General features: G+C 49.8%; 21 protein-coding genes. 8 read left to right on the top strand and 13 right to left on the bottom strand.

What is annotated here, in order from left to right; all coding sequences use genetic code 11:
* Nucleotides 1–90 precede the first annotated feature (90 nt).
* Entirely contained in the window at nt 91–507 is a 417-nt protein-coding gene (locus tag CWE06_RS08785) for a hypothetical protein (RefSeq protein ID WP_126793230.1), read from the top strand.
* Between the two features lie 2 nt (nt 508–509).
* On the opposite strand, the gene CWE06_RS08780 is transcribed toward CWE06_RS08785, so the two are convergent.
* The 6 genes from CWE06_RS08780 to CWE06_RS08755 are packed head-to-tail and all read right to left on the bottom strand — an operon-like array spanning nt 510 to nt 5,646.
* The gene (locus CWE06_RS08780; RefSeq protein ID WP_126793228.1) at nt 510–1,913 is read right to left on the bottom strand and encodes a hypothetical protein; all 1,404 of its coding nucleotides are present in this window, start codon (nt 1,911–1,913) and stop codon (nt 510–512) included.
* Nucleotides 1,914–1,970: 57 nt separating this feature from the next.
* Nucleotides 1,971–2,414, bottom strand: coding sequence for a YybH family protein (locus tag CWE06_RS08775; protein ID WP_157981164.1), 444 nt, complete (start codon nt 2,412–2,414; stop codon nt 1,971–1,973).
* Nucleotides 2,415–2,450: 36 nt separating this feature from the next.
* Nucleotides 2,451–2,978 carry a DUF3617 domain-containing protein gene (locus CWE06_RS08770; protein WP_157981163.1) on the bottom strand — a complete coding sequence of 176 codons (528 nt, stop codon included), beginning with the start codon at nt 2,976–2,978 and terminating at the stop codon, nt 2,451–2,453.
* A 13-nt stretch (nt 2,979–2,991) separates the two neighbouring features.
* On the bottom strand, nt 2,992–3,558 hold the full coding sequence (locus tag CWE06_RS08765) for an NADPH-dependent FMN reductase (RefSeq protein WP_126793222.1): 567 nt from the start codon (nt 3,556–3,558) through the stop codon (nt 2,992–2,994).
* A 19-nt stretch (nt 3,559–3,577) separates the two neighbouring features.
* Entirely contained in the window at nt 3,578–4,507 is a 930-nt protein-coding gene (locus CWE06_RS08760; RefSeq protein ID WP_126793220.1) for a pirin family protein, read from the bottom strand.
* On the bottom strand, nt 4,504–5,646 hold the full coding sequence (locus CWE06_RS08755; RefSeq protein ID WP_126793218.1) for an AI-2E family transporter: 1,143 nt from the start codon (nt 5,644–5,646) through the stop codon (nt 4,504–4,506). Before CWE06_RS08755 ends, CWE06_RS08760 begins: the two co-directional genes overlap by 4 nt.
* 195 nt (nt 5,647–5,841) lie before the next feature.
* Between CWE06_RS08755 and CWE06_RS08750 the strand changes: the two genes are divergently transcribed.
* Both CWE06_RS08750 and CWE06_RS08745 read left to right on the top strand, forming a co-directional pair.
* Nucleotides 5,842–6,303 (top strand): hypothetical protein, encoded by a 462-nt coding sequence (locus CWE06_RS08750; protein ID WP_126793216.1) that lies wholly within the window; start codon nt 5,842–5,844, stop codon nt 6,301–6,303.
* A gap of 12 nt (nt 6,304–6,315) precedes the next feature.
* On the top strand, nt 6,316–6,624 hold the full coding sequence (locus tag CWE06_RS08745; RefSeq protein ID WP_126793214.1) for a helix-turn-helix transcriptional regulator: 309 nt from the start codon (nt 6,316–6,318) through the stop codon (nt 6,622–6,624).
* Between the two features lie 2 nt (nt 6,625–6,626).
* Here CWE06_RS08745 and CWE06_RS08740 read toward each other — a convergent pair whose 3' ends face one another.
* Together CWE06_RS08740 and CWE06_RS08735 are read right to left on the bottom strand one after the other, a co-directional pair.
* Complete coding sequence (locus CWE06_RS08740) at nt 6,627–7,526, bottom strand: DMT family transporter (RefSeq protein WP_126793212.1); 900 nt, start codon at nt 7,524–7,526, stop codon at nt 6,627–6,629.
* 6 nt (nt 7,527–7,532) lie between these two features.
* Complete coding sequence (locus tag CWE06_RS08735) at nt 7,533–8,108, bottom strand: glutathione S-transferase family protein (RefSeq protein ID WP_126793210.1); 576 nt, start codon at nt 8,106–8,108, stop codon at nt 7,533–7,535.
* A gap of 193 nt (nt 8,109–8,301) precedes the next feature.
* On the opposite strand from CWE06_RS08735, the gene CWE06_RS08730 reads away from it, so the two are divergent.
* Both CWE06_RS08730 and CWE06_RS08725 read left to right on the top strand, forming a co-directional pair.
* Nucleotides 8,302–8,880, top strand: a complete 579-nt coding sequence (locus tag CWE06_RS08730; protein ID WP_241972526.1) for a phosphatase PAP2 family protein — start codon at nt 8,302–8,304, stop codon at nt 8,878–8,880.
* Between the two features lie 29 nt (nt 8,881–8,909).
* On the top strand, nt 8,910–9,953 hold the full coding sequence (locus CWE06_RS08725) for a glycosyltransferase family protein (RefSeq protein WP_126793208.1): 1,044 nt from the start codon (nt 8,910–8,912) through the stop codon (nt 9,951–9,953).
* A 66-nt stretch (nt 9,954–10,019) separates the two neighbouring features.
* Here CWE06_RS08725 and CWE06_RS08720 read toward each other — a convergent pair whose 3' ends face one another.
* Entirely contained in the window at nt 10,020–11,693 is a 1,674-nt protein-coding gene (locus CWE06_RS08720; RefSeq protein ID WP_126793206.1) for a M28 family metallopeptidase, read from the bottom strand.
* Nucleotides 11,694–11,895: 202 nt separating this feature from the next.
* Nucleotides 11,896–12,291 carry a DUF4168 domain-containing protein gene (locus CWE06_RS08715; RefSeq protein ID WP_126793204.1) on the bottom strand — a complete coding sequence of 132 codons (396 nt, stop codon included), beginning with the start codon at nt 12,289–12,291 and terminating at the stop codon, nt 11,896–11,898.
* A 240-nt stretch (nt 12,292–12,531) separates the two neighbouring features.
* On the opposite strand from CWE06_RS08715, the gene CWE06_RS08710 reads away from it, so the two are divergent.
* Together CWE06_RS08710 and CWE06_RS08705 are read left to right on the top strand one after the other, a co-directional pair.
* The gene (locus tag CWE06_RS08710) at nt 12,532–14,061 is read left to right on the top strand and encodes a sensor histidine kinase (RefSeq protein WP_241972525.1); all 1,530 of its coding nucleotides are present in this window, start codon (nt 12,532–12,534) and stop codon (nt 14,059–14,061) included.
* A gap of 20 nt (nt 14,062–14,081) precedes the next feature.
* On the top strand, nt 14,082–15,461 hold the full coding sequence (locus CWE06_RS08705) for a sigma-54-dependent transcriptional regulator (RefSeq protein WP_126793202.1): 1,380 nt from the start codon (nt 14,082–14,084) through the stop codon (nt 15,459–15,461).
* 9 nt (nt 15,462–15,470) lie between these two features.
* Here CWE06_RS08705 and CWE06_RS08700 read toward each other — a convergent pair whose 3' ends face one another.
* The 3 genes from CWE06_RS08700 to CWE06_RS08690 form a co-directional block, all read right to left on the bottom strand.
* Entirely contained in the window at nt 15,471–17,555 is a 2,085-nt protein-coding gene (locus CWE06_RS08700; protein WP_126793200.1) for a TonB-dependent receptor family protein, read from the bottom strand.
* A 3-nt stretch (nt 17,556–17,558) separates the two neighbouring features.
* Nucleotides 17,559–18,707, bottom strand: coding sequence for a PQQ-dependent sugar dehydrogenase (locus tag CWE06_RS08695; RefSeq protein ID WP_126793198.1), 1,149 nt, complete (start codon nt 18,705–18,707; stop codon nt 17,559–17,561).
* A gap of 247 nt (nt 18,708–18,954) precedes the next feature.
* On the bottom strand, nt 18,955–19,869 hold the full coding sequence (locus CWE06_RS08690; RefSeq protein WP_126793196.1) for a hydrogen peroxide-inducible genes activator: 915 nt from the start codon (nt 19,867–19,869) through the stop codon (nt 18,955–18,957).
* Between the two features lie 165 nt (nt 19,870–20,034).
* On the opposite strand from CWE06_RS08690, the gene CWE06_RS08685 reads away from it, so the two are divergent.
* Nucleotides 20,035–20,583: a peroxiredoxin gene (locus tag CWE06_RS08685; RefSeq protein ID WP_126793194.1), complete on the top strand. Its 549-nt coding sequence runs from the start codon at nt 20,035–20,037 to the stop codon at nt 20,581–20,583.
* The last annotated feature ends 24 nt before the right edge of the window (nt 20,584–20,607 follow it).

Here is a 20,607-nt window from a genome sequence, read left to right as displayed (position 1 = left end):
ATAATGAATGACTGTATGCTGCCATAGCCTCATTACGTTAGCTATCGTACAATGGTTGTATGTCGTTAGGTTTATCACAACAGGCTTCTCGTGTTTAAAAAGATCGAATCCATTCCCCGTCGCTATCGCTTAGCCTTTCTGCTTGCTTTGTTCGTCATGACTCACCTGATATGGGGTACAGAAATGCTCCGCTATTTTGGTGGCTGGACATTGCTGCTGTTTGTTATGTTTCCAGAAACCTTGGTCACTAAAATTCCGGCAGATAAAACGAAAGATATGCTGCGTTTACTTAGTCGCGAAGACGACCGTTTACGTGTCGGCATGGAGCAAGTAGCTCTGAGCGTTGTGAAAAAAGTTGCGCTCAGTGAATACAACGACAAATACGCGATGTTGTCGTTTCCGTATACGGGGAAAATCAGCTCAAACTACGTGTTTCCGATTGAGCAAATGAACGACGTACGCGCTTGGTTACAAACGCATACGCCGGAACTAGAGATTATTACTTAGACTTACAAGGCAATCTGCAAGTGCTCATTGGTCGAGGTTGGATCCAGCTTCCAGCCTGCGGGTGATTGAATGATAGATTGACCAAAACGTATTTCCAAATCCTGCATCTTGCGCAAGTCTTCCATGGTTGTCATCGGCGATTGACTCCAAATGCTCATGGTCACCTCATTGGCTAACGCGCTGCGTATATCCGCAAGCACAGGAGCGTTGCGAACATCAATTGCGATGTTGCCTAACGTTAATTGGAACGTTTCTGCATGTGGTAAGAAAATCAAATTGACCGCTAGCTGATGAAAGCCCTTGTCACCGCCAGAAAAGAACATAGGTAGCTCGATATCGCCATCGGTCATGGGTAAATTAATGGTGATATCGAGTCGATAAGGGTGTGAGGCTTCAATGTCCGCGAGCGTGATCACTTCCGTTTGAGACGTCTGTGCACGCGTCATATACTCAGAAAAATTCGCTTGCGAGAGGATTTCATTGATGTTGCCCAGAGCGTCCTCGGTCGAGATGGCAAATGTTTGCACGGCAAGTTCAAAGGGAGTTGCTCCCTGCTCAATCGTCTGGCGCCAATCCGTATTTTCAGCAGAATAATCATTCACAAGGTCGATGAATAGTGCGCCAGTGATGTAAGCAGACGTGCGCACCGCATGGGTAGTTTCAAAATGAGGGGCGAAATTTTCGAAGAAATCATCCATGCTGTTGCGATAATCTTCTGCGAAACTTGATCGGATACCGACCCAATGAGCGGTTCCCTCGGTTCGCTCGATATCGCCAAGATAGTCAGCGATTTCCGGAGCAATTACTTCATTGAGTGCGACACGAACGCTCAGCCAGGCGCGAATATCTTCTAAGTCACGACTGCTATGAGCCTGTTGAGCAAGAGCAAATTGCAATGCCAGCATGGCACGATGACTGGTTTCATCAAGAAAGTTTGGGTCGAGGAACTCATTACGACCGCGATCTGCAAATGCGTCACGTTGATAGCCATGAAAAGCTTCATGCAACAGGGTTTCGCGATGATCTGCGTGAGCTGCCTTGTCATCGCTAAGGCGAATGGCCGTGGCATTCTTATCGTTCGGCAGCGAATACTGAATATGAAAAGATGAATCGGTTAAATTTGGTAAACGTTCAGCGTAGTAATAATAGTTGTCGGCGAGTTGCTCATACCCTGCAATAGGCTCTTCCGTCGTAAAGAGAACAGCCTGGCCGTCGAGGCTATAGGTGATAAATGGAGTGTTCTCAGACCAAAACCCAGGCCAAACAGCGGCAAAATGGGCATGTGATTGCTGCGTTTCGATGGCGAATGCAAGGAGCTTCTGCGATGCTGCCGGAACCTCAGAGTTGTGATGTTCTGCTGCGGACGTCGTCGCAAGGACGAGCGCCAGTAGGAAATGAGTGAGCATGATGTTCCTTTTCATTTTTAAAAAGCGAAGCGGACAGTTCCCAGTCCGCTTTGAGAATTAATTCGGTGCGTTATTACTCACGCTATACAAAGCAATTTGCCAACCATCGTCACCGTTTTCCCAAATCATTAAAAACTTACCATCGTAAGACGTTGACTCGCGGTCGCCAGCGAAGGTGTTGACCACACGCCCGGTCATCCAAGCAACGTCATTCCCCGCCGCAATTGACGTGTACTCATGGGTGTAACGCGTGCTTTCAAGGAAGAAAAATAGGCGACTGAAGAAACCGCCTATTGCTGGGCGACCTTCCACGGGCGGCATATTTGCTATGTGCAGTATGCCATCATAGGCAAAAAGCTCGCTGAGGCGCTGGTGATCTTTATCCAGCATGGCACTTTGCAGTGCTTCAAATTGCTCTTCGAGCGTTGACTCAGCCTGCGCCAGCGGTGCAAGCAATAGGCTCGCTACGAGAATTAACCCGCGTAACGTTACTTTAACCATGACCATGTCCCTTTTAAGTTTTAGCCATTTCGATTATCAATCACATTCCTGCTGCAACCAGGTGCCCTTTTGTTCCATGGTCAAAATTTCTGGATTGCCGTTAAATTCAGTATTCACAGTAACAAGGGCTGAATACGTGCGTGGGTCGTGCACTCGAAACGTGCCTTGGCCGCTGGTTGGTGGGTTTGAGTCGCAGGCAAAGGTTACTTGAAACACGTCACCCGATTGTTCAGTGACCTCTTGCGTGCAGCCATCTTGTTGCGGCAACAGCCCTTGCTGTAAGTCAGACTCGGTCAAGCAGATTTCAAGGCTAGCGCCTTGCATATCCAAGCTCATACCCTGACTTGCCATCATGTCTTCGACCATTCGTCGCTGAGCAGCAGGTAAAGCGTCGAGTTGCTTGCGAACTTCATTCATGGCTTCTTCGAAAACACCACTTTCACTACTCATCGAATATTCGTGTTTCCATTTACCCGGTTGAATATCGAGTTTGATGGTGTCGGCAAGTGTGGTCGTGCTGAACCCCACAGCGAGCGTTGCAACGAGCATGGTTAGTTTATTCATGGCCTTTCCCCTTTTAGAAGGCTGCCATATCGGCAATGACAGCTTTAATCCGTTTGGCTTGTTCTTCATCTTTGAATGAACCGTCTTCTGCAAATGCCTCATGCGCTTTACTTAGGGCAAATTGCGTTGGTGCAACCCACAAGCTTAGCTTAGCTAATTGGTCGCGAAGTGCTAGTAAAGCGCGCAAACCACCAAGTGCTCCTGGGCTAGCTGAAATAATGCCGACAACTTTTCCTTTAAACAAGGTGATTCCGGAGTCGCCATTCTCTAGCGAACGTGACATCCAGTCTAACGTGTTTTTAACGAGAGCGGGAACAGCACCGTTGTACTCGGGTGTAGCGATGAGAAAGCTGTCATGTTTGGCGAACAGCGCTTGCAGTTCACGAACCTTGTCAGGCATGCCTGCGTCTTCAATGTCGCCGTTATAAATCGGTAATGGGAAGTCATTTAAATCGATAAGTGTGACCTCATGGCCCTCACTCTCGGCAATTTTTACGGCGTTTTGAATTAATTTCTTATTGAAACTGTCAGCACGAAGGCTGCCTGCAAAAGCTAGAATCTTTTTCTTCGACTGTGTCATACAAACTCCTCGCAGATGGTTACCATGGAACTTTCGGCCCCTGCATGCGAGCCGCGTTGCTGTTCGGTACATCGCCAAAGCGTTCGTGATGCGCATGCCAGTCTTGCTGCGCTTGGCTAATGTAGTCCTTACTATACCCTACGTAATTCCACCAAATTGTGATCGGTTTCGCTAACGGCTCACCGCCAATCACTAATAAACGTGTACCGGCTTGGGCTGCAATCGTGACGTGACTCACGCCATTGGCAAGCACAGCTAGCTCGTCTTGTGCAAAGCGTTCTCCATTTACTTGGAAATGCCCGATGAGTCCGGTTATGCCGTGCTCGAATTGTCGATTAAGGTTGAGCGTGATTTCGCTATCGTGCTCAAAGTGGATGTCGAGACCTAAAATCGGTGAGAAATGACGAGTTGGTGCTTGTGTGCCATCATATTCGCCAATCAGTACGGTGAGCTGTACGCCCTGTTCGTGACGAGTTGGTAAGTCGGGATAATGCTCAAATGCTGGCGCGCAGTCTTGCTGATCTTCAGGGAGGGCAATCCATAATTGCGCGGCGTGAAGTCCGCGACCTGCTTCAGCACTTAAAATGGACTCTTCGGTATGGCAAATGCCTTGGCCTGCGGTCATCAGGTTCACTTCGCCAGGGCGAATCACTTGGCGACTACCGAGACTGTCGCGATGCAGCACTTCACCGGCTAACATCCACGTAAAGGTCTGTAGGCAGGTGTGTGGATGTGGCCCAACTTGCATACCCGACTCACCGACTGCAAACTCAACTGGGCCGGCATGGTCAAGAAAACACCAAGGCCCAATGGTGCGCTGTGCTTTGGTTGGCAAGGTGCGCGCTACAGGGATGCCGCCGACGTCGGACATTCGCGCCTGAATACGTTTAGTTTTACAGAGGCTGGTATCACTGGTGTATTCTGTGTCCGCTTCGGATTCACGACTCATGACTGTTCCTTTTTACGCAAGACTTGAACGCTGTCCTTCGATAGCACTTGATAAACGCCGTTCATTTGTGGAATGTGGCTAATCACAACCATAATCACCGTCATTAATGGCACTGCAATGAACACACCAATCGGTCCCCAGAGCCAACCCCAGAAGAAAATGGCAATAAAAATAACCACCGGGTTAACCGCAAGTCGCATGCCATGAATATAAGGTTCGAGGAAAAAGCCGACGAGACTGCTAATAGCCATAAAGCTAAGTGGTACGACGGCCATTTGCCAGAGTTCGTCAAACGTGGTCACGGAGACGACCGTGAGCAGCGCAAAAGCAATAAACACACCCAAGTATGGGATAAAACGTGTCAGCGCCACAATGAGGCCCCAAACCACTGGAGAGGGCATGCCCATCGCCCAAGCGATGAGACCGATGGCGACACCAATACTGGTATTTGTTAGCGTGATGACGCCAAGGTAACGCGCAATTTGTTCTTGGCCGCTGCGAATAATCTGCATCATAATCCGGCGCTTACGACGTTTCATTTGATCCGCGAGGTTGAGTAGCATGCGGTCGCCACTCACGAGCAAGAAATAGGTTAAAGCAAGCGCTAACAGGACGCCAGAAGCAGTTTGGTAGAGGCCAGAAGTGAGTTGATTGCGCCAAGAATCGGTTTGCAATACGACAGTTTGTGGCGTTTCAGCGCCATTGTCACCCATTTGTTCTTCGAGTTGTTCTTCAATTTGCGCTGCGGTGTCAGTGATGGTACTGATATGACGTTGAATGTCGCTGTCACCGACCAGTAGTTGCGAGAGTGTTTGTGGCGCTCGAGCGGCCCATTCAAGTAGCGGTTGACTGACAGCGGTAACAATACCCGCCATCGCTGCAAGCAAACTAAGTAATAAGAGCAGCGCAGATAATGACTTTGGAACTCGCCACCGCTTGTAGAGTTTTTCAACGACCGGCGAAAATAATAACGTCACCAGAATAGCGAGCACGATTGGTAGAACAATTTGATGGGCAAGGTAGAAGGTATACAAAATGGCGAGAATGAATAGCCCATAAATTGGCGTTCTTAAGTTTTCATACGAGTACTCATTTGAGTTTTTAGATGAAGTTTCTTCGTTCGCTTCCGATTTCGCCATACGTCAAGTGTCCTTGTTTTTTTGAAACTACTTTTATCTAGTCATTAACTATAGTGCAAAAAACACCTAGTATTAAAGCTTTGGCGGCTGACTGTCATATGACAAACGCGTGCCTGACACATAATTGACGCCGATTTTTTGTCGTCCCTGTGCTGAAATGACCTTAAGCAATTCAGCCCAACACAGGATTAAATCATGAACAACGACAACCAACTTAAAAGCTCACCCGCAAGCTCTCTGTCGATGAGTGGCGGCGGCAACTTCTATTTCGACGTGCGAGGTCATCAGGTTCGCGTCTGGTTCTCGAGCTTCAGCGGCGCTGAGAAGATTTACCTGAATGACGAGCTTGTTTCTACAAACCGGTCTTATCGAAAAATGAGCACCCATACTTTTCAGGTAGATGGTGAAACACTTTCTTTGAAAGTCGGCGTACGGAGTTGGGGCGATGCCTTTCGTGGCATTTATGTCGCCGAGCTCTACCGGGGCGAGCAGCTAATTGACCAAGATGAAATTATCTTGTTCGCGGAAGAGCAAAAAGGAGAAAAACCGAAGCAGTCGACCTGGCGCTGGATTAGCAGTTTATTGATTGGTCTTGTGGTTGGTTACGGTGTCGGCTACACGTTTGCCAAGCTCACGAAATACTTCTTTTTTGGGTAAGGTGACTTTGGGATGAATGTAAATGCTGAAATTGTCCGTGAAAAGCGCCTGCAAAAAGGTTGGACGCAACAACAGTTGGGCGATGTTGCTGGACTCAGTTTGCGCACGATCCAGCGCGTCGAAAGCCAAGGGCAAGGCTCTTTAGAAACCTGCAACGCAATTTGTGCGGTACTCGAGGTGGCACGCGAAGACTTGTTGTCGCAAACGCCGAGTGCCGATCAAGGCCGTGCTAAACCAGTTTGGTTATTACCAACCTGCTTGGCGTTACTGATTGGTTTTGCAGCGGGTGTCGTTGTTACTGTACTGTTTAACGGTAGCTAACCTCAACCTTCGCCGGCCACACGCGTGCGCCGGCGCCATTGTTGAATGACCAATCCACTAACAATCAAAATGAGGCCAATCACAGTCGCCGGATAAATCGTTTCGCCAATGATAACGGCGAGTAAGACTAACGAGATAAATGGTGAAATAAAGATCAAATTGCTTATTTTTGCGGTGTTTTGCGTCAATTTCATCGCTTTTAGCCACAACACGAAAGTTAAGCCCATTTCAAATAGACCGACGTAAGTCACGGCGGCCCAGCCTTGCCAAGGAATTCCACTCCAGTCGCTAAAGTACCAACTCGCACCAATTGAAAATGGTAATGAGATTCCAAAGCAAACCAATAAGGTTAAAACAGGCTCGGAGCTATGGCGGGTATTTAAAATCCAATAGCCCGCCCACAGGAAAGTCGATAGTAACGCCCAGCCAACGCCCGCAGCACTGGTGAAATTAAGGCCGAGGATATCGCCGCGAGTGGCGATCACTAATACACCTAAATAACCAAGTACACAGGCGATCCAGTCCCGCTTTCTGATTTTTTGCCCGAGAAATAATGCCGCCATGAGCGTTAATGCAATCGCCCAGGTGTAATTTAATGGTTGTGCTTGAGAGGCTGGCAGCAAGGTATAGGCTTGAAACAAAACGAGGTAGTAAACCAACGGGTTTAACAAACCGAGAATGAGATAATAGCGAAAGTGTTTGCGTAGCTCGGGAATGATTTCGTGCTGGCGCTGTTGCACCAAAATCACGATGAGCAAAAACATAAAAGAAACTGCACTTGCTGCCGCAACCATTTGCAGTGGTGAGAGATAGGTTAGCGTGATTTTAAATGCAGTCGCGACTGTCGACCATAACAAAACGGCCGCTAACGCCAAGAGAAATGCGCGACGTTCAGCGGCCATGACTGATTAACCCTGAGGCGGTGCGGTGGCAACAAACGATGGCTGAGCTTTCGCATCGTTGAGTAATTTCAGTAACTTTGGATAGTTGCTAAAGTCTAAACGCTGACGGAAAAGTGCCCAATCCATAAAGCAGGCCAAGCGAATACCAGCATCATTCCATGGCAATTGGGCTGGCCAAGGATAGTCTTCCAGTGCTTGTAACGACGTTTGAATGCGAGCAGCTTGCCGTTGTAGATACGGATTTGCATCGCTCGTTAAGCCTTCGCGCTCAAGTAAAAACAGATTAACTGTGGTGTCGAGAGCGGTATTAATCAAGCAGTATAAATCCAGTGACTCGACGTCGGCGCAGAACGACTCTCCGGCCGACTCGCGGATAAACTTAAGAATTGAAGTGGAATCGTTCAGCTGCAGTGTTCTGCCACTGACTTCGGTGCGTAAAAATGGCACTCGCTGTGCTGGTGAACCAACCGCACTCTGGCCATAATCAGTTTCGACAAAATCATGAGCTAAACCAGTGTCCGCCAAGGCTATCCGAATATGACGGACAAATGGTGAGGTAAAACTTCCGAATAGTTGCATCATGGCGTCATTTTCCTAGCCGTTTCTGTATCGTTGCAAAGAGGCTTGCATCATGCCTCAGGCCCCACTCAGAAAGCAAGAACCAAGCGCAGAAAGGAAGCCCGAGGCTGGCGAATAATTAACCAAACGATCATCGCGCTGTAACAAATCTGTCATCGCCCCCGCCTACACTAGCTGCAATTGAAAGACGGGAGCCATGATGATGAAAACGTCAAGCCTTGCAAGTAATCGAAAATCGCCGCCGTTGACCAAGTGGATGCAGGTTCAGCAGTTCGAAGATCGCTGCTTTTGTTGGCTCAGTCAACAGTTGCGTCGACCTGGTGATGGTGCGTTAGCGCGCTGGATATCACGCTCAGGTGATGGCTATGGCTACCTGATTTTTAGCCTCGCATTGTTTGCCGTCGGTTCGCCCTTGGCGCTGCCGGTTCTGCAAATTTTATTGCTTGCTTTCGCTCTCGAACTTCCGATCTATTGGCTACTGAAGAACACCCTGCGCCGCAGTCGCCCGTACTCTCGCTTGCCGCACTTTGCTTCTTTAATTCAAGCGAGCGATAAATTCAGTTTTCCTTCTGGCCACACCACGGCAGCATTTCTATTTGCGACAGTCACCGCGGCCATGTTGCCAGCTCTCGCTATCCCGGTGTTTATTTGGGCTGCATTAGTTGGCTTGTCGCGTATTGCCTTAGGTGTGCATTACCCGACCGACATTCTGGCTGGGGCGGCATTAGGTTCTGCTCTCGCTTGGTTGGCATTGTCACTGAGCGGTGCAATTTAAGCACTGAGTCTCGCTAAAAGGATGCACACATGAAGATATTAATTGGTGTTCAAGGCACGGGAAATGGCCATATCAGCCGCTGTCATGCGTTAGCGCAAGCGCTGTCGTTCTATCCTGAGGTGCAAACCGATTTTTTAGTATCTGGTCGTGCCCCAGAAAAATTATTCGACATGGAAGCCTTCGGTGACTACCAGTGGCGTCAAGGTTTGAGCTTTCAGGTGCGCGATGGTCGTGTTTCCGTGCTGGATACCCTCAGCCACAACCCGTGGACGCAGTTTTGGCAAGACGTTCGAGATTTAGACCTTAGTCGCTATGACTTAGTGGTCACTGATTTTGAGCCGGTGACCGCTTGGGCGGCTCGCCGTCAAGGTGTTCGTTGTATCGGCTTGGGCCGTCAGTACGCATTCTTTAAGCAAACACCAGCATTGCCGACGACATTGCTTCAGCGCGCCATGCTGCGCCAATTTGCTCCGTGTGATGTGACGGTCGGAATGCACTGGGAAGACATTGGTGCGCATGTGCTACCGCCATTGATTCACCAGCCCGCAGGTGCTTTGCCGACCCTGAGCCAAGAAATTTTGGTGTATTTGCCGTTTGAACCCTTGCCTCAAGTATTGGCGCTCTTACAGAACTTTCCTGAGTATCAGTTTGCAGTGTACCACCCTGATGCACAGCGTCAGGACAATGGTCACATTCAATGCTTTCCGCCATCGCGGCAAGGCTTTGCCAACGCCTTCGCTCGCGCAGAAGGCGTGATTGCTAACGCAGGCTTCGAAACCAGCAGTGAGGCACTTGCCTATGGTAAGAAGCTACTCGTTAAGCCTCTGACAGGACAATTCGAACAGCTTGCAAACGCCCATTGCTTAGCCACTCGTCAGCTCGCAGCGGTCATGGACTCGCTGAATGCCAATTATGTTGAGCAATGGCTCGAAAGCAATCTTAGAGTGCGCATGGAATGGCCGGATGCCGGCCCTGTACTTGCTGACTGGCTTGCGAATGGAGCCTATGAACCGGTTACCGAGCTCCATCAACGGCTCTGGCAGCACACCCAGCGCGTCGCTCTTTCCGCTTAAGGAAGCACAAAAAAAGCTGGAGGACGCGAGCGGCTTCCAGCTTTCAATAACATAATTGCGTAATGATTAACGGCGCATGTCTTCGGTTTCTAAGCGCTTCGCTTCAAACTCATTACCGGCTGCCCATTGCGGCCAAACACGACTATTGGCCAGGTCACGGCCGGTGCGGAAAAACACCCACATGTCTTGGTGAATGCCGCGTAAATCCCACTCTGGGTCGTATTTGTCAGCAACTTTGTGATAGCGGTTAGCAATAAATTCAGCTGCTTCGCGCTCACCGTACTCGCGGCCAAGCGTGAAGTGATCAACGCCGCCTTTTGCATAGAGTACTGGCACACCTTGCTTGGCAAGGCTGAAGTGATCCGAGCGGTAGAAAATCCCCGCTTCTGGGTTGTTTTCTGGTGACATGTAGCGGTTTTGCGCTATGACGTGCGACTCAGCAAAGTCTTGCATGTTGGAATTATTCCAACCGACCACAACAAAGTCACGCACTGGGCCATGAGCATAGAACATGTCCATGTTAAAGCCAGCTACGGTTTTACCCAGAGGCATTAACGGGTTTTCGGCGTACCAAGCAGAGCCAAGTAGACCGCGTTCTTCAGCGCCGACAAACGCAAACACAACAGTTCGCTCTGGTGTTTCACCAGCAGCAAATTTCTCTGCCATAGACAGTAATGCAGCTGTCCCAGTTGCGTTGTCTTGAGCACCGTTAAAAATTTCGCCGCTGATTGGGTCAACACCCATGTGGTCCCAGTGCGCCATATAAATAATGTGCTCTTCTGGGTACTTACTGCCCTCGATGTAGCCAACAATATTGTGGGTATCGAGATAAGAGAACTCGTTTTCAACAATCATTGACACGCTGGTGTTTAGGTCAACCGGAGCAAAGTCTGACGATAGCGCTAGTTCGTGCGCTTCTGCCAACGACATGCCCGCATTCGCAAACAATTTTTCAGCGCTATCAGCGGTCACCCATCCTTCAAGCTCGACGCGATGCATGTTGTTGTTTTCAGTTTTCATGGTGAACCGAACCGGTGAACCACCAGCGATGACGCCCCAGCCATAACCTGCTGGACCGTCTTCATGAATAATAATCGCACCGGTTGCACCTTGGCGGGCAGCTTCTTCAAATTTGTAGGTCCAACGACCATAGTAAGTCATCGCGTTGCCGTTGAAGAGCGCAGGATCTTGCGTGGCATAACCTGGGTCGTTAACAAACATCACCACGGTTTTGCCTTCCACATCGAGACCTTCGTAATCGTTCCAGCCAAACTCAGGTGCAACAATACCGTAGCCAACAAATACCATGTCGCTGTTTTCAACAGTCACGCCGTCAAGCACACGATTAGTCCAACCCATCATTTCACTGCGATAGGCAAACTCGCTCGTTTCGCCATTGTGTTCAAGTTGCATGTTGGTCACGCGACTTGGCGCGATACGGACTAGCGGCACAGGCTGCGTGTAGTCTTCATTCGTGAACGACTGAATGCCGAGATCACGCATAATGCCGGCGATGTAATCGATAGTGAGTTCCTCACCACGAGTACCTGGAGCACGGCCTTCGAACTCATCAGACGAAAGTGTGCGTAAATGTTCCCGGTAGGTATCGCTAAAATGGGCGTCAATCAGCCCTTCAGCGTCTGCTTGCGGTGCGTATGGGTCAACCTCTGTTTGCTGTGGTGCTTCTGCACATGCGGCTAGCAAAACGAGCGCTGACGCACCTAACCAAAGGTGGCGCATGATATGTCCTCTTCTGTTGTATTCGCAATTAATTGCATGCATCGAAGGCTCTCTTGAGGAGCCCTTGTGTATGCGAACGGCAATATCATACCGCAAAAGTACAGCTGTAACATACCGAGAGAAAAGAAAGCGCAAAATAGAGAAAGCCCCGACCGAGGTCAGGGCTTTTGGGGAGTGCTACTTAAATGATCAGCATGACTGATTAATAGCGCTCGTCTTCATCTTCACGCATTTCTTCAACGCGACGCTGAACTTCAGGGTCGTTCTGCAGGCGGTAGGCCAAGGCATTGTACTCTTCAACGCTCAGACCAGTTTCTTCTACAGATTCAACCATTTCACGTTGTGCATTTAACTGCAGTTCCTGAGCTTGCTCTTGAGTCTCGACGCTCTCTAAAGCAGTCACAAACTCGTCGTTAATGCGTTCAATGTGCTCAATTGCTTCGACGAACTTCTCAAGTTGCTCATCGGTCACTGGCTCATTTGCCATTTGTTCCATTTGCTGTTGCGCGTACGCCGCTGCGTCCTGATCCTGAGCCAGTGCTGGCGTAGCGAACATGGCAGCAACAAGAGCTGAAAGTGCAAAAGTACGTTTTAACATAAGTCCTCCTGTGGACGTTTGAACAATTTATTGGAATGTCACAGAGAACAAAGCGAAGACCATGCCAACTTTTATATTTTGTTGTTATCTAATTGTTTTTAAAGGGTTAAATTAAAATTTACAGATTCTTTCCGCGTTCTTAACAGTCAGTTACATCAGGTATATGTGTATAATTTTGACACATGTGTCATTTATGTCCGTGACATTTTGTGTCAAAATTAGCCAATGCGAGAACTTAATGTGAAAACAAATTCTGTCCCATCTGCCTCGTGGTGGAAGTTATCGGGTGTCCAGCGAGCACTCATGCTGTACGTCGTCATTCCAATGTTAGCCATTGTCGGTATTGGACTTGGCGTGGGTATCGAGCGTCTCAATAGCCTGGAAACGGAGCGTCTCAAGGATGACTTAGAGTTGCTGGGGCGAGCGATTCGGATGCTCGTACAGGAAGCGATTCTAGAGAATGACGAAGAGGCGGTGCAACGAGCTTTAGATTCTGTATTCGACATTGGCCGGGTTTATGGCGCTTCGGTCTACGACGCCAATGGCAACCGTGTCGCTGCTGCAGGCATAGCATCGCGCGACCTCAGCCGCAGCCGTGTGGCACAGGAAGTTGTGCTCACCGGCGAACAGCAAGAGCGTACACGACAGATTTCCGGTGTTGAAATGTATTCGCAGTTTTTGCCTTTATTTGATCCGCTTGGACAGCCGAATGGATTTATTCAAATTAATCGCCAAGCCAGCGATTTTGATGCCTCGTTTGCACGTTTAACCCGAGTGGCATGGATAATCTGGGCAGCCATGGCATTACTTACCTTGACCGTCGTTATTTTTGGTCACTACCGTGGTGTTGGTCGTCACGTGAACCAACTCAAACAAGCGATGACGCGTGTTGAGGCCGGAGAACGGGATTATCGAGCGGCAACAGACGGCCCCGGGGAAGTAGCGCAAATCGCCCACGGTTTAAATCAAATGCTGGACAGTATTGAGCGCAAAGACGAGGAGCTAGAATTAGCCCGACAACAAGAGCAGGAGCTGGCTGAGAAGTTACAACACCAAGAGAAAATGGCGGCAATCGGTAATGTCGCCAGTGGCATCGCTCATGAGCTCGGAGCGCCGCTGACCGTTATTGATGGCCGAGCCCAACGCTTATTGCGCCAAGAAGAAGATCCCGATCGCCAGCGTCAGTTAATAGCTATTCGTGGCCAAGTGGCACGGCTCACTCGTATTGTCCAACAGCTACTTAACTATTGCCGTCCCGCCGAGGAGCATGTCGAAGAAGTGGCCGATGACGCGGCTATTCAGTTGCCCCAGTTACTGCAAGATGTTCTCGATAACGTTCGTCACGAACTAGATGACGAGTCGTTACAGCTGCGCTTGATGCTGCCCGAGACGCCCCTACCAATCTTTTATGCCAGTGCTTCAAGGCTTGAGCTCGCGCTGGTTAATTTAGTTCGTAATGCCGCGCAGGTTGCCGACCAATGGGTGGTGGTACAAGTGGACTTTGAACCCGGCCCCGTCAGCCTGCACTCGCGGCAGCAGCCGGAGCTAACGATTCGGGTTCTTGACGATGGTCCGGGTTTAACGGATTCGCTGACCGCACAAGAGCTCAAGGAACCATTTGTAACGACCAAAGGGCAAGGTGAAGGCACTGGCTTGGGTTTGGCAATTGTCAGCAATGTAGCGAAAGAGTATCGCGGCCAGCTGAATTTAGAGAACAACCCCGAAGGTCGAGGTTGTATTGCAACATTAACATTGAAATTGGCGACCTAACGGTTGCTGTTGGAGAGATAATGGCGAAGTGGAATGAACGCATCATCGTTGTGGAGGACGATCCTGGATTAGCCGAGCTCCTTGTTGAGGAGTTGGAATCGGAAGGGTTTCGTGTGCGTCATTTTCTCTCTGTCGAAGAAGCGTTGCCGCATATTGAAAGTGGGCAACCCGACCTCGTACTCAGCGATTTGCGCCTGCCTGGCGCAGACGGCATGACGCTAGTGAAACAGGTGAAGTCCTTGTCGCCAGCACCTTTGATGTTGTTAATTACCGCATTTGGCTCAGTTAGCCAAGCAGTGGCGGCTTTGAAACAAGGTGCCGATGATTTTATGACTAAGCCGCTGGACATGGAGCACTTGCTCCTAACCATTCAGCGCTTGTTAAAGCATCGTCGTCTTGAGCAAGAAGTGAGTCAACTGCGCCAGCAAAAAGATAACGAATCTTTTCATGGCATGGTTGGACACAGCCGAGCGATGCGTCAGCTTTATCAGAATATTCAGCAAGTGGCCGCAGCCGATGCGCCAGTCCTCGTGCTTGGCGAAAGTGGTACCGGTAAAGAGCTAGTAGCAAAGGGCATTCATGCGGAAAGTTCGCGGGCCGGTCAGCCGTTTCTGGCCGTGAACTGCGCCGGTATTCCTACAGATTTAATGGAAAGTGAATTTTTTGGCCATGCTGCGGGCGCTTTTACAGGCGCACAGAAAGCGCGTACGGGTTTATTGAAAGAAGCCGACGGCGGCACCTTGTTGCTCGATGAAATTGGTGAAATGCCGTTAGAACTGCAAGCTAAGCTCTTACGTGTTCTACAAGAAGGAACGATGCGTCCGGTGGGTTCGGATCAAGAAGTCGCGGTCAATGTAAGAATTATTGCCGCCACTCACCGTGACCTTGAGGCATTGGTCGCGGAAGGGACGTTCCGCCAAGACTTATTCTATCGGCTTGAGGCGCTCACGTTGCAGATTCCTGCCCTGCGTGAACGTGGTGATGACCGTGAACTATTAGCACAGCACATTCTTGCCGAACTCACTCAAGAGTCCGGTACGGCTCGGCAGTTTAGTGCGGCATCACTTGATTTGATTTATCAGTACCCGTTTCCGGGCAATATTCGTGAACTGCGCAACGCAATTGAGCGTGCGGTAACTTTTTGCCAAGAGGACGTGATTGAGCCTGAGCACTTACCCGAGCGTATGCGCTTGGCGGCGCAACAGTTGGCGCCGCAAATAGACTCAGCTAGCGCAACAAACACCGACCCGCAGCCTTTGCGTACGCTGAATGAAGTACAGCAAGACTACGTGCAATATGTACTGCGCGAAACCGGCGGCAATAAACGTAAAGCCGCCGATATCTTGGGGGTTACGCGCCGAACCTTGTATCGTTGGTTAGATGACAGCAAAGAGGGATAGCTTTAGCCTTTAAAACCGACGTAAGGTGACGCCTGCCATCCAAATCCGGCCAGGAGCTGGCTCAAACGACCGGCCATTACCTTGATTGACCACAACCGAGCCAACATAGGTTTTATCGGTGAAGTTCTCGATGCGCAGCCACGGCTGAATCAACCAGTTGCCTCGCTGAAGGTTACTGCGGATAGCCGCATTCCACACCGTTGCACTGGGCGCAAATTCATTGTTTGCGTCATTCGTGGCGATGTTTGAGCGGTATCGAGCGTTCAAGAGCAGCTCAAGCTGCTCAGTGCCCAGTGGCCGCCATTCCAATTGTTGAAACAGCTCATGGCGCGCAAGACCGGGTAGTCGGTTACCAGCAATAGCCACTTCACGACCACCATATTCTGCGTTTAAATAGGTATAGCTCGTGCGCCAGCTCCAATCTTGAGTAAATCGCCAGATGCCGCCGATCTCAAGACCTTCTCGTTCGGTACGAGCGGCATTGCGATAGGTCGTGCGGCCATCATTGCTTTGGTCGACCACCAGATCATCACGGGTGTTAATTTGAAAGAGCGTCACCTGGCCTTGCAAGGTTGCCCCAAGCCATTTCAAACCGATTTCCTGCTGCGCCAGTTTGGCGGCGCGCAAATCCGTGTTTAAACCCGAGCCTTCGTTTTGATAGGCCATTTCAGTTAATGTTGGTGTTTCAAACCCTTCGCCAACTGCCAAAAATGCGCTTAACTGCGGCGAAATGGCATAACTTAAGCCGCTACTCCAAGCAATCTCGGTATAGCTTGTCGAGCCGCTATCATCTGGATTTCCTTCGACAACAAAACGATCGTTAACGGCGAAGTCGAGGTTGCTATAACGCACTCCAGTTACCCAAGCGAGTCGCTCGTTCACTTGCAAGTCACTGATGACCGAGCCATCGAGGCTTTCAACGGTACCGGTTTCGTCGCGACGTAAGTCACCGCGGCGGCCAAAATCATTGACGAACCCAAGACGCTCATCGGTTTGTTCTTCATAATCGAGAGCCGTCGTGACTTGCCAGTTTTGCCGTGCTTGCCAAGTGGTTTCCGCGTTCACGCCTTTAAAGCTGCGAGCTAGGTCGACGACACCGCCGGCTTGCGTAATGGCACTACCCGGGAAGGCTAAATACTGTTCAATTTCACGTTTTCCCCGCCAGGCATTGACCTGCCAACCTGCTAAGTGTTCGCTGGCGCTGGCCCGCTGCCGCAGCGTAAGAGACTGCTGCCGATGACGAATGGACTTGCGCGTGCCGAAGGTCTCCGCTTGCGAAGCTACCTGACGCGGATTTTCCCGCCATTGTTCTGGACTAAGAGCTAGCGGGTCGCCCAAATAGGGCGCATCGTTATCGTCGATACGGAGGATTAGTTCCATGCCTTCGGCAAAGGTGTGGTAAGCACGAACCGCCCACTGGTCACGCTCCACCGCGCTGTTTGCCCGATCACCGTCGGTACGAAAGCGGGCGTAATCGAAACTTAAAGTGCTGCCAACGTCACCGCTATCCGCAAAGACCGCCCGAACATGCTGGCGCTCGCGTGCTTTGCTACCAACGCTCAGGTTCGCCGATAATTGTGATTCGAGCGGTCGCTCGCTTTGCAAATCAATCACACCGCCAGCCGAGTTTCCGTAAACCGCTGCGAATGGCCCGCGTAATACTTCGACATGGCTTGGCTCGTCGAGCAAAATACTTGACGTTTGCGCTTGGCCGTCGGGCATTGACAAAGGAATGCCGTCTAAACGTAAACGCACACCACGAACCCCGAAAGCGGCTCGTGCACCAAAACCGCGCAAGGTTACACGCGTGTCTTGGGCAAAGTTGTAGCGGGTATCGACTTGCACACCGGCAATGCCAGTCAGTAATTCGGCTGCATCGGTGCGCATACCGGGTAGCTGTTCTTGTACCGATATACGTTCAATACTAGCGGGAGTCGACAGCCAAGGACGCTCACTGCGGGTTGCTGTGACAACAATGACTTCCTCGTTTGCTGCGGCTTCTTCATCGGCAACGGCAGGCGAGATCAGTATCGAGGGCGAGAGAAAAAGGCTCGTCATCGCGACGAGCCTTGTGGTTGGGTACAACTTCGCCATGATTTATTCCGCTGGCTTTAAACGTAAGATTTTGTCGTTGTCACGATTATCGGTGAGCAAATAAATGTAACCATCAGGTCCGACGCGCACTTCGCGAATTCGGTAATCCATTTTCATGACTTCTTGGTGAATCACGCGATCCCCGTCAACTTCTAAACGCGCGACTTGTTGGCCACGTAACCCGCCGGCCAAAATATTGCCCTGCCACGCTGGGAATTTATCACCGTTATAAAAGTTCATACCACTAACGGCAATTGAAGGTGTCCAATGCCAAACCGGTAATTCCATGCCGTCTTTTTTGAAACTAACCGTTTCGGCCATTTGTCCGCCACCGTATTGTTCGCCATGGGTAATGACTGGCCAACCGTAGTTTTTTCCAGGCTCAGGTTGGTTAACTTCGTCACCGCCTTGAGGACCGTGCTCAACCGCCCAAACAAGCCCTGTACTTGGCTGAATGTCGATGCCTTGAATGTTGCGATGGCCATAAGACCAGATCTCTGGCAACGCGCCTTCTGTATTAACGTAAGGGTTGTCCGCTGGAACCGAACCGTCTGGGTGAATACGGATTAACGTACCCGTATGGCTGTCGAGGTCTTGTGACTCAATCATTTGGTGGCCACGATCACCTAAACCCACATAAAGATGCTGACCATCGGGGGTGAAGACCATACGGCCACCGTAATGACGACCGCCATCGACTTTTGGGTAACCGCTAAAAATCCGCGTAAAGTCATGTAAGGCACCGTCTGCTAAACGCGCATGAGCCACTGCAGTACTGGTTATGTTGCTGCCTGGTGCATCGGGCTCAGACCAAGAAATGTAAATACGTTGTGATTCTGCGAAGTCGGGTGCTAACGCCACATCTAACAAACCACCTTGGTTGCGCACGCGTACTTCCGGTAAGCCGTCAATCGGGTCGCCTAATGTGCCATCGGCTTCAACAATGCGTAAGCGACCCGGTAATTCGGTCACGAGCATGCGGCCATCACCCAAAAATGCAATACCCCAAGGGCGCACTAAGCCCTCAGCAACGGTTTCTACTTCAACGTTGGTCCAACGGGTTTCAATGGTGTTTGCTTCTGCTGGAGCTGCTAAAACCGCACTGCCTCCGAATGCCATTGCAAAAGCTAAGCTGATAGTCGTTCGTTGCATCGTGAAGTAACTCCTCTGTTAGTAGGTGTCTGTGCTGTACAGACAGGAAACAAATTCCAAGTTGCATAGAATTTGCTTAATACACACTCTGGTAAACGTGCGCCAGAAAATGCGCGAAAACAGCCTTTTGAGTATAGTTAAATACCACAAAAATGCGCTCTGCGATCAGACAGACTGCCAAAAACTCGATTAATGGATGGTTGAGCACGACGATTGTCGTGCTTAACTTGGGACTCTTAATGACGGTCTATTTCAAGGTTGAAATAGGCAGAAACTCTGCGAGTAACTCGGCTAATTTCCGGAATGTTTGTCGCCGGCTGGTGGTCGGTCGAAAGACTAAACCAATCTCTCGATAAGCTTCACCATCACCAGGCTCAGTAACCACTAAATCACTGCCGCTTAGCACGCCAGCATCAATGGCCATTTGCGGTACAAAAGTCGCGCCCTCCAAGGCTTCGGCCATTTGGATCAGGCTATGCAAGCTGGAGGCAGTAAACGGATTGATCTTTTCTTTGTTACCGAGGCGGCACGCAGTGACGGCATGGCCCGTCATGCAATGCTCTTTTTCGAGCAAAAAGATGCTTTTATTCGGTAACTTATTGTAGTCAACCGGTTCACCAGCGAGCTTCGCTAGTTTCGGTACCAGCACCATTTTGAACGGGTCTTTACCAACAACCCATTGTTGATTGCCCTGCAAATCGACGGGCAATGCCAAAATTAGCACATCGAGGTCGCCGTCACGCAACAAGTTCATGAGTTGATGGGTGGTGTCTTCGCGAATGTACAAGCTTAGCTTTGGGTAGTTCTGCTTCAGCGCTTTACTTAATGGCCCAAGAATAAAAGGCCCAATAGTAGGGATACAGCCAATCCGCAAAGGCCCTTCCATGATATTGCCTTGGCTTTGGGCAAAGTTTACCAGCTCTTCCGTATGGGTCAGGATTTCACGGGCGCGTTCAACAATCTCTTCGCCCATTCCGGTAAATAAAAAGGACTTATGATCGCGCTCAATCAACTGGCAACCGAGCTGCTCTTCAAGATTCTGAATGCCGCTACTTAGGGTCGATTGGCTGACAAAACAAGCCTGTGCTGCACGGTTGAAATTTTGATGCTGGTGCAACGCCAACAAATAGGTCAGGTTTTTCAAACTCGGTAACTTGGTCATCGTCTCTCACCAAAAGGCTAATCAAATTATTCGATTATAGTAATAGCTTTTATTCGTTTTCACCAATAAAAATTAATGCCTATGATGCTCCCCGAGTTTGCAGCAGTCCTAGTCAACGGCAGGAGCCTTTGAATAGGTTCTAAATTAAATCATGGAGAAATTTGAATGTTAACTATCGGTGATAAATTACCAGAATTTTCTGTAGTCGCAGCGAAGCCAGGCTTCAACATGCCTGAAGAAAATGGCGTGAGCGCGTTTGAAACCATCACGCAAGACAGCTTCGAAGGCAAGTGGAAAGTTATCTTCTTCTATCCAAAAGATTTCACGTTTGTTTGCCCAACTGAAATCGTTGAGTTTGCTAAATTGAACGAAGAATTTGCTGACCGCGATGCAGTTGTTCTTGGTGGTAGCACTGACAACGAATTCGTTAAATTAGCATGGCGCCGTGAGCACCCAGACCTGAACGGTTTGAACCAATACTCATTCGCTGACACTTCAGGCGTATTAGTTGACGGTTTAGGTGTTCGTGACAAAGCTGAAAGCGTTGCTCTACGCGCAACTTTCATCGTTGACCCACACAACGTTATCCAGCACGTTTCTGTGAACGCGTTGAACGTTGGCCGTAACCCAGCAGAAATCCTGCGTATCCTAGACGGTTTACAGACTGACGAGTTATGCCCATGTAACCGTCCTTTAGGTGGCGACACTCTGTAAGTTGTTCTTAGCAGAATAACCCTA

This window comes from Aliidiomarina haloalkalitolerans (assembly GCF_003987315.1).
Taxonomy (GTDB): domain Bacteria; phylum Pseudomonadota; class Gammaproteobacteria; order Enterobacterales; family Alteromonadaceae; genus Aliidiomarina; species Aliidiomarina haloalkalitolerans.
This window is presented reverse-complemented; position numbering and strand designations above follow the sequence as displayed.